This is a genomic window from Novosphingobium album (ex Hu et al. 2023), from assembly GCF_022832385.1.
GTDB classification, from domain to species: domain Bacteria; phylum Pseudomonadota; class Alphaproteobacteria; order Sphingomonadales; family Sphingomonadaceae; genus Novosphingobium; species Novosphingobium album.
On record NZ_JALHLE010000006.1, the window covers coordinates 1 to 9227 of the forward strand.

The following is a 9227-nucleotide window of genomic DNA, read 5'->3' on the forward strand; positions in this document are numbered from 1 at the left end:
GCACATCTTCCGGGTAGAGATCCGGATCATGCGGCGCCTCGCTTTCACCATGCGCGCGAAGGTCCGGCATGATCACTTCGAAACCGGCATCGGCGAGGATCTGCGCATTGCCATACTTGATCCAGTTGACCTGCGCGCTGGAAAACAGGCCGTGCAGCAAAAGCAGCGGACGCCCTGCGCCCAAGGTATGCACGGCCAGCCGCGATCCGCCGAAACCTTCGATGTAGTCCTTGCGCACTTCGTTCACTCGGGAACCTCCAGACCTGCCGCTTTCCAACGCGAGGCGACACTGTCGGTCGTCGCGCTGTAATGGCGTGGGAGGTCCTTGGTATCCAGCCAGCTTTCATGCAAGCTTTCACAGCCTGCATGGGCCACGGGACGGAAAAAACCGGGCTCGTCGAAGCTGCCCAGCGTCAGATCCATCTGCCCGGAGCTCTCGATGAAATCGAAACCCAGCGGTGATCCGCATTGCGAACAGAACGGACGCCGGGCAATCGGGGAACTTGCATACCAGTCCGGCTCACGCTCCCATGTCACCGAATCCGACGGCAGTTGCACGAAGGCCGCAGCAAAACCGCCAGTGGCCTTCTGGCACATCCGGCAATGGCACAAATAGGCCTCGTCGTTCTCAACCTGCGCGGTGTACCGAATGCGGCCGCACTGACAGCCGCCAGTCATGGTTCTGCTCATGCCCGGCAGGCTAGACCATGGACCGGGATCGCGAAAGGCTCAGCCGTTGGCCTTGTCATCCCACTGGTCGAAGGCCTCAAGCGCCTGCGCCGCATACATCGCCGAAGGGCCCGCACCCATGTAGACCGCGATCCCCATCGCTTCCGCCACTTCATCGCGCGTCGCGCCCTGACGTTGCGCCGCTGAGGCATGGTAAGTCACGCAAGGATCGCAGCGCACTGCGACCGATATGGCCAGCGCGATCAGTTCCTTGGTCTTGGTGTCGAGCGCACCGGGTTCCAGCGCTGCCTTGCCCATCTCCGAGAACGCCTGCATCGGCCCCGGCGCACTGCGCTTCAATTCGCCAACGGCCGGGTTGAGCGTCTTGGCCATCTCAGGCCAGTCCTTGAAATTGCTCTTGGACATCAGTTCACTTCCTTTCAAATTCCGGCTTCCTGCAAATGATGCCTCGCCGCCTTGCTGCAGGTCAAATCCCTTCAAGCAAAACAAAAAGGCTTCCGAAGCCACTGCCTCGGAAGCCTTTTTTGAATTCTGCGGCGATGCAGAGACTGCGTCAGCCCTTCTTGAGGTGGCGGCGGCCCAGCAGCTCTGCGATCTGCACGGCATTGAGCGCCGCGCCCTTGCGCAGGTTGTCTGAAACGCACCACAGCGCCAGACCGTTCTCGACCGTCGGATCCTCGCGAACGCGGCTGACATAGGTCGCGCCGTCGCCCACGCATTCGATCGGGGTCACGTAGCCACCGTCCTCGCGCTTGTCGACGAGCATGACGCCCGGCGCCTCGCGCAGGATGTTCTGCGCTTCCTCGGCCGAGACTTCCTTCTCGAACTCGATGTTGAGCGCTTCGGAGTGGCCGACGAAGACCGGCACGCGCACGCACGTAGCCTGCAGCTTGATCTTGGGATCGAGGATCTTCTTGGTCTCGACCACCATCTTCCACTCTTCCTTGGTGGAACCATCATCCAGGAAGACGTCGATGTGCGGGATCACGTTGAAGGCGATCTGCTTGGTGAACTTCTTCGGCTCGACCGGATCGCCGACGAAGATCGCGCGGCTCTGCTCGAACAGTTCGTCCATGCCCGCCTTGCCCGCGCCAGAAACCGACTGGTAGGTCGATACGACGACGCGCTTGATTCCGTAGGCATCGTGCAGCGGCTTCAGCGCCACGACCATCTGCGCGGTCGAGCAGTTGGGGTTGGCGATGATGTTGCGCACCTTGTAACCGTCGATCGCATCGGGGTTCACTTCCGGCACGATCAGCGGAATGTCCGGGTCCATGCGGTAGAGCGACGAGTTGTCGATCACCACGCAACCCTGCGAGGCGGCCTTGGGCGCATAGATCGCCGTCGGACCCGATCCGGCGGCGAACAGGGCAATGTCCCAGCCGGTGAAATCGAAGTGCTCGATGTTCTTGACCTTGAGCATTTTGCCGCTTTCGCCGTACTCAATTTCAATGCCCGTCGAGCGCGGCGAAGCCACCGCTGCGATTTCGTCGCAGGGGAATTCGCGCTCGGCGAGGATGTTGAGCATTTCGCGGCCGACATTTCCGGTCGCGCCGACGACGGCAACCCGGTAACCCATTTCAAGATCCTTCATGCAAAAGTGCCGCGCACGACACGCGCGCGAACGCGGCCCGTTACAGGGCCAAGCGCCGCCTGACAAGCAGGCAAGCGCCTGCACTTTCTTTCAGGCACTAAAGTCGGCAGCAAAATGTCCCGCTGGACGCGTCTCGCGACACGAAACGCGTCCAGCTCAGGATCAGGTCAATGTGCGGTCGCGCCGCTCGCCGGTGCGTGCTGCGGCGGTGCCGCAGCCAGTTCGTCCGCCTCGGTCCATTCGATGGCTGTCAACGTTTCCGTCAAAGCCTTTGCCAGCACCTCATCGACGTGGCTGACAGGAATAATCTCGAGCCCCTGCTTCACGTTATCGGGAATTTCAGCGAGGTCCTTGCGGTTTTCCTCCGGAATGAGAACCGTGGTGATCCCGCCGCGCAGGGCCGCCAATAGCTTTTCCTTCAGTCCGCCAATCGGCAGCACCCGGCCTCGCAGCGTAACCTCGCCCGTCATGGCGACATCCTTGCGCACAGGCACACCGGTCAGCGTCGAGACGATCGAGGTGACCATGCCGATGCCGGCCGAAGGACCATCCTTGGGCACCGCGCCTTCGGGCAGGTGGATGTGGATGTCCTTCTTGTTGAACACGCTCGGCTTGATGCCATAGGCGGGCGAGCGGGCCCGCACGAAACTCCAGGCGGTCTGGATCGATTCGTTCATCACGTCGCCCAGCTTGCCGGTTGCCTTGATCGCGCCCTTGCCGGGGACAGTGACACTCTCGATCGTCAGCAATTCGCCGCCCACTTCGGTCCAGGCGAGACCAGTGACGGCCCCCACCTGATGCTCTTCCTCGCCCACACCGTGACGGAACTTCCGCACACCGGCGAAATCCGCGAGGTTCTCCGGCGTGATGACGACTTCGGTCGCCTTGCCCTCGAGGATCTGGCGCAGCGACTTACGTGCCAGCCGTGCGATCTCGCGCTCCAGCGTACGCACGCCCGCCTCGCGGGTGTAGTAGCGGATCAGGTCGCGCAGCCCCTCTTCCGTGAGGGTGAACTCACCCTTCTTGAGGCCGTGCGCATCGATCTGCTTGGCGATCAGGTGACGCTGCGCAATCTCGACCTTCTCGTCCTCGGTATAGCCTTCGAGCCGGATGATCTCCATGCGATCAAGCAGCGGCTGCGGCAGGTTGAGGCTGTTCGCGGTGCACACGAACATCACGTCCGACAGGTCGATATCGAGTTCCAGATAGTGGTCCTGGAACTTGGCATTCTGTTCCGGATCGAGCACTTCGAGCAGTGCCGATGCCGGATCGCCGCGGAAATCCTGACCGAGCTTGTCGATCTCGTCGAGCAGGAACAGCGGGTTCGACTTGCCAGCCTTCTTGAGGTTGGTGACGATCTTGCCCGGCAGCGAGCCGATATAGGTGCGTCGGTGACCGCGGATCTCGGCCTCGTCGCGCACGCCGCCCAGCGACTGGCGGATGAACTCGCGCCCGGTCGCCTTGGCGATTGACTTGCCCAGCGAGGTCTTGCCCACGCCCGGCGGACCGACGAGGCACAGGATCGGCCCTTTCAGCTTGTTGGTGCGTGCCTGCACGGCCAGATACTCGATGATACGGTCCTTGACCTTGTCGAGCGCGTAGTGATCGGCATCGAGAATGTCCTGCGCCGCCGAAATGTCGCGCTTGAGCTTGCTCTTCTTGCCCCAGGGCAGGCCGAGCAGTACGTCGAGGTAATTGCGGATGACCGTAGCCTCGGCGCTCATCGGCTGCATCGACTTGAGCTTCTTCAGCTCAGCCGTCGCCTTCTCGCGCGCTTCCTTCGAGAGCTTGGTCTTCTCGATCTTGTCCTGCAGCTCCTGGATCTCGTTGGCTTCCTCGCCATCGCCGCCGCCGAGCTCGGACTGGATCGCCTTGAGCTGTTCGTTGAGGTAGTACTCGCGCTGGGTCTTCTCCATCTGCCGCTTCACGCGGCCACGGATCTTGCGCTCGACCTGCAGGACGCCGAGTTCGCCTTCCATGAAGGAATAGACCATTTCCAGCCGTTTGAGCGGATCGGCTTCGGACAGTACCGCCTGCTTGTCGGACACCTTGGCCGAAAGCTGCGCGGCGACCGTATCGGCCAGCTTGGCCGCATCCTCGATGTCACCCAGCTGATCGCCAGCGTCCTGGCTCAGCTTCTTGTTGAGCTTGGCGTATTCGTTGAACTGTTCGACCACCGAGCGCATCATGGCCGAAACTTCGGTGCCTTCCGCCTCGACCGGTTCGAGCGCCTCGACTTCGGCCACCAGCATCTCGCCATCATCGGTCTGCTCGGCCCGCAGTGATTCAAGGCGGGCGCGGTCCTGCCCTTCGACGAGCACGCGCACCGTGCCGTCCGGTAGTTTGAGCAGTTGCAACACGCTGGCGATCACGCCCGTATCATAGAGGTCGTCGCGATCCGGATCGTCACAGCCGGGATCGAGCTGGGCGAGCAGGAAAATGTCCTTGTCGCCCGCCATGGCCGCCTCAAGCGCGGCCACCGACTTTTCGCGGCCGACGAACAGGGGCACGACCATGCCGGGGAAAACGACGATGTCGCGAAGCGGGAGAAGCGGTAACAGGTTCACAGGCATTTCCATATTCAAAGGCGCGCCCGAACTCGTCGAGACGGATCGCGGATTGTTCGAAATATGGTGACACCGCCAGCCCAACGCAATGGTGCAACCCGGACCAATTGTGGATGCCTTTCCCCGCAGGCATTGTCACATCCTGGAAATATGACACTTTTGTGAACATTAATATTGATTTTCAGTACGTTACGATCACATATTATCAACGTTTTACGGCCTATGGCGTCCTCATGCCAGCACACGAGCGCAGGCACGGGGAGCACTGGTTTATGTTCGGTACCTTAGGTCATGGCGCCAGCCGGCTTTCCGGTTTGGTTTTCGGGTCGTTGGAGCGGCGCCTGATTCTGGCGATCTCGCTGATCATCGCCTGCACTTTCGGCCTGCAGGCGGTCTCGCAGAACCGCGCTCTCGCGCTGCGCCGCGAAAGCGGCGAATTGCAGGCGACGATCAGCTTGGCCGAGCACAGTGCCCAACTGATGAAGCAAGTCATACGTTTCCGCCTTGAGGCCAACGACCTGGATGACACTGCTTTAGATATCCCGGCGCAGCAGGTCGATGGCCTGACGGATGCTGCCATGAGCATTGGCGAAACAGTCAATGCCATGCGCATGGACGCACCCGGAACCTTCGATTGGACCGCGCGGCGCAATACATTCGGCAATCTCGATCAGGTCGTCTCGGCCGTGATCGCAGGCGGTGAGGCCAAACGCGAAGCACTTGATGAAGTTGACCGCATGCTCGCATCGGCTGCTCATCTGCAGGAACAGGCAGAGCATCGCCGCGACAAGGCCTATGCCAGCCTGGAACAATCGACCCGGCAATGGTTCGGCCGCGTAACGACGATAGGCATCGCCACACTGGTGCTTGCGGCCATCATCCTGTGGGACCTGTGCAGCAACATTCTGCCGGCCTTGCGCCGGATGCATGGCGCGCTGCGCCGCCTGGCGGGCGGCGATCTCGATCTTGCCGTCGAGCGCTTTACTCTGCACGAACTGCGCCCGCTTGCGGATGCCTTGGACACATTCCGCCGCAACGCCCTGGCCGTTCGTGATCTGGCATTCACCGATCCGGCCACCGGCCTGCCCAACCGCCGCGCGTTCGTCGATGCCGCCACCCGCCGAATGCGCGACACACCCGCACCGGCCGGCGAATTCGTGGCCGTCTTCGACATCGACCGGTTCAAGTACGTAAACGACGACTATGGCCATGCCGTGGGCGACACGCTTGTCCAACTCGTGGGCCAGCGCGCACGCGCCCTGCTGGGACCCGACGCTCTCGTGGCCCGCATCGGCGGCGACGAATTTGCCATCTATGTGCGTTGCGCGGATGGCGAAACCCCGGCGGTATTGTGCAGCAGGCTGGGCGCAGAAGTCCGGAAGCCCTTCGATTTCGATGGTTTTTCGATCGCGGTCACCATTTCGCTTGGCTACGTCCAGCGCCGCGAAACGCATCACGAAGACATCACGACACTGATTTCCCAGGCGGACCTTGCCCTCTATGCCTCCAAACGAGGGGGGCGAAACCGGGCAACAGGCTTCACCAATGATCTGGAGGAGGCGCGCAATCTGGACAGGATGCTGGAACGCGATCTTGTCCGCGCGCTCTCCAGCGGCGAATTGCGCATGGTCTATCAGCCAATCTACGCTGTAGGTGATCACGCAGACGAAGTAGAGGCCCTTGTCCGTTGGCGGCATCCGGAGCTTGGCGAGGTCTCACCCGCGAAATTCATCCCCGCCGCCGAACGGTCCGGACGGATGCCACAGTTGGGGGCATGGATCATCGAGCGGGCGCTGTCCGACCTCACACAGTGGCCGGAACTGGCGATGAGCCTCAACCTTTCGCCACTCCAGCTGCAGCAGGATGGTTTCGTTGCCTTCCTGCTCGAACGGTGCCGGATGCACGAGATCATGCCGCACCGCATCATTCTGGAAGTGACCGAAACAGTCTCGATCGAACGCAACACGCGTGCGCTGCTCACGCTGGAACTGCTGCGCAACGCTGGTTTCCGCATCGCGCTGGACGATTTCGGAACGGGCTATTCGTCGCTGTGCATGATGAAGACCTTCCGCTTCGATCGCCTCAAGCTCGACCGCTCGCTGGTCAAGGACATCGAAGCCGACGCGACCTCACGCGCCGTGTTCGATGCCGCCGTTCAGATGGCGCGGCAAATCGGCGCGGAAGTGGTCGCCGAGGGAGTCTCGGAAGGGCTGCTCGTCAAATCGGCAAGCGAAGCAGGATGCACGCACCTGCAGGGCTTCCACCTCAGCATGCCGGTGGAAGCCGAGGCGATCGAGGCTCTTTACGCGCATCACGCGAGCGCTCCTCCCGTCGCGGACGACGGGATGGAAACGGTCGCTGCGTAAGCTCAGAACGGCATCTTGAAACCCGGCGGCAGTCCCATGCCCTGCTGGGCCTTGGCCATTTCCTCGTTGGCGACGGAGTCCGCCTTGACGCGCGCATCGTTGTAGGCGGCAGCCACGAGATCCTCGAGGATCGCCTTTTCCGACGGCTGCATCAGGCTGTCGTCGATGGCGACGCCGATCACGCGCCCCTTGGCCGAGCAGCGGATCTTGACGAGACCGCCGCCCGAAAGCCCCTCGACCTCAAGCTGGTCGAGCTTGGCCTGAGTTTCGGTCATCTGCTTCTGGATGGTCTCGGCAGCCTGCTGGGCTGCCTGGATCATCTCTTCCATCGACTTCATTTCAACGTCTCCAATTGCGTGACCCGCCGCCGACAGCGGTCGGGCGGTCATCTTCGATCAGTTCCGCGCCGGGGAATGCAGCCAGGGTGGCTTCCACCAGCGGCGAGCTTCGCACCGCCTGCGTGTCGGCATTCTTCATGGCTTCGGCCTGCTCGACCAGCGTCGGAGCGCCCTCCGCGTTCACACGCTCGACCTGCCAGCGCTCGCCCGTGGCATCCTGCAGGGCATTCCTGAGCTGTCCCGAAATATCCTCCCGGAAACCCGGCGGCTGCGTATAGCGCAGCTGGCCCGGCGCAAGCTCCACGACGCGCACCTGCATGCGCATCACATTCGCTGCGACCGGCTGGCCATAGTGCTCCACGTCATCGACCAGCGCCTCCCAGCGCGGTGCGACGGCAGCTGTGGCGGCAGGCCCGCCCGAGGCAGGAACGCCGCCTTCCGCCGCAGGTGCGGCAGCAGGAGCCCGCGCAGCCAGCTCTTCCAGCTTTTTCACCAGCGATCCGGGATCGGGCATGTCGGACGCGTGCATGATCCGCAGCAGCGCCATCTGCGCAGCCACCAGCGGATCCGGCGCGGAGCGGACCTCGTCGTGCCCCTTCAGCAGCAATTGCCACAGACGGTGAAGCTGCCCAGCCCGCAAGCCCTTGGCCCAGGCCTCGATCGCTTCGCGCTCCTCAGCCGAGGGCGCGTCTGCCGCGCCGCTGACTTGCGCCACGGCAATACGGTGAGCGAGTTCCATCAGCCCGCGCATCATCGCGATCGGCTCGACACCCAGCGCAAACTGGTGTGCCACCAGCTCAAGCAGGTCCGCCCCCTTGCCACCGAGAATCGCTGTGAGCAGCTTGCGCTGCACCGACTTGTCGGACAGGCCGAGCATGTCGCGCACCTTGTCCGCGCTAACCTTGCCCTCTCCATCGAGATCGGCATGGGCGATCGCCTGATCGAGGATCGAAAGGCCATCGCGCACCGATCCTTCGGCAGCGGCAGCGACCATCGAGAGCGCCTCTTCCTCGGCCTCGACCCCTTCCTTGCCGCAGACCATCGCAAAGTGTTCCGCAAGCATCGGCGTCGGGATCCGGCGCAAGTCGAAGCGCTGGCAGCGCGAGAGCACAGTCACCGGCAGCTTGTCGACTTCGGTCGTCGCGAAGAGGAACTTCACGTGCGCGGGCGGTTCCTCAAGTGTCTTCAGCAAGGCGTTGAAAGCATTGCGCGACAGCATGTGGACTTCGTCGATGATGTAGATCTTGTAGCGCGCCGACACGGCCGCATAGCGCACCGCCTCGATAATCTCGCGGACGTCGTCGACGCCGGTGTGACTGGCGGCGTCCATCTCGATCACGTCAATATGGCGACCTTCGGCAATGGCGACGCAGGGCTCGCACTTTCCGCAGGGGTCGATCGTCGGACCGCCCTGCCCGTCCGGGCCGATGCAGTTTAGCGCCTTGGCAATCAAGCGCGCGGTCGAGGTCTTGCCGACACCGCGCACGCCGGTCATCAGGAAGGCATGGGCCAGCCGGTCGCGCTTGATCGCATTGGCCAGCGTCTGGACCATGGCTTCCTGCCCGATCAACTCGCCAAAGGTTTGCGGCCGGTACTTCCGGGCCAGCACGCGATAAGGTTGCGCCGGCGCGCTGGCGGGCCGCGGCGCGGAAGCCACGGCAGGCGGTGGCGC

General features: G+C 62.8%; 8 protein-coding genes. 1 reads left to right on the plus strand and 7 read right to left on the minus strand.

All coding sequences use genetic code 11. The features are described 5' to 3' along the window. From MTR64_RS05790 to lon, 5 genes are all read right to left on the minus strand, one after another. The coding region (locus MTR64_RS05790; protein ID WP_243991741.1) for an alpha/beta fold hydrolase at positions 1-247 on the minus strand (247 nt) is incomplete at its 3' end. Further along, positions 244-690 carry a GFA family protein gene (locus tag MTR64_RS05795; protein ID WP_243991743.1) on the minus strand — a complete coding sequence of 149 codons (447 nt, stop codon included), beginning with the start codon at positions 688-690 and terminating at the stop codon, positions 244-246. The genes MTR64_RS05795 and MTR64_RS05790, both read right to left, overlap by 4 nt. 39 nt (positions 691-729) lie before the next feature. After that, a complete protein-coding gene (locus MTR64_RS05800) occupies positions 730-1095 on the minus strand; it encodes a carboxymuconolactone decarboxylase family protein (RefSeq protein WP_243991745.1) in 366 nt (121 codons plus the stop codon). Between the two features lie 148 nt (positions 1096-1243). Continuing rightward, the gene (locus MTR64_RS05805; protein ID WP_243991776.1) at positions 1244-2269 is read right to left on the minus strand and encodes an aspartate-semialdehyde dehydrogenase; all 1026 of its coding nucleotides are present in this window, start codon (positions 2267-2269) and stop codon (positions 1244-1246) included. A gap of 182 nt (positions 2270-2451) precedes the next feature. Next, entirely contained in the window at positions 2452-4857 is a 2406-nt protein-coding gene (gene lon / locus MTR64_RS05810) for an endopeptidase La (RefSeq protein WP_243991778.1), read from the minus strand. A 266-nt stretch (positions 4858-5123) separates the two neighbouring features. Here lon and MTR64_RS05815 point away from each other — a divergent pair, with 266 nt between their 5' ends. Continuing rightward, a complete protein-coding gene (locus MTR64_RS05815) occupies positions 5124-7217 on the plus strand; it encodes a putative bifunctional diguanylate cyclase/phosphodiesterase (RefSeq protein WP_243991747.1) in 2094 nt (697 codons plus the stop codon). A gap of 2 nt (positions 7218-7219) precedes the next feature. Here the strand turns inward: MTR64_RS05815 and MTR64_RS05820 are convergent, their stop codons facing one another. Together MTR64_RS05820 and MTR64_RS05825 are read right to left on the minus strand one after the other, a co-directional pair. After that, the gene (locus MTR64_RS05820) at positions 7220-7555 is read right to left on the minus strand and encodes a YbaB/EbfC family nucleoid-associated protein (protein ID WP_243991755.1); all 336 of its coding nucleotides are present in this window, start codon (positions 7553-7555) and stop codon (positions 7220-7222) included. A gap of 1 nt (position 7556) precedes the next feature. Continuing rightward, on the minus strand, positions 7557-9227 hold a 1671-nt coding region (locus tag MTR64_RS05825), incomplete at its 5' end, for a DNA polymerase III subunit gamma/tau (protein WP_268740762.1).

Bases quoted from the DNA above. Each gene is read 5' to 3' on its own strand.
- MTR64_RS05795 (WP_243991743.1), bottom strand. From the start codon at position 690: ATGAGCAGAACCATGACTGGCGGCTGTCAGTGCGGCCGCATTCGGTAC.
- MTR64_RS05800 (WP_243991745.1), bottom strand. From the start codon at position 1,095: ATGTCCAAGAGCAATTTCAAGGACTGGCCTGAGATGGCCAAGACGCTC.
- MTR64_RS05805 (WP_243991776.1), bottom strand. From the start codon at position 2,269: ATGGGTTACCGGGTTGCCGTCGTCGGCGCGACCGGAAATGTCGGCCGC.
- lon (WP_243991778.1), bottom strand. From the start codon at position 4,857: ATGCCTGTGAACCTGTTACCGCTTCTCCCGCTTCGCGACATCGTCGTT.
- MTR64_RS05815 (WP_243991747.1), top strand. From the start codon at position 5,124: ATGTTCGGTACCTTAGGTCATGGCGCCAGCCGGCTTTCCGGTTTGGTT.
- MTR64_RS05820 (WP_243991755.1), bottom strand. From the start codon at position 7,555: ATGAAGTCGATGGAAGAGATGATCCAGGCAGCCCAGCAGGCTGCCGAG.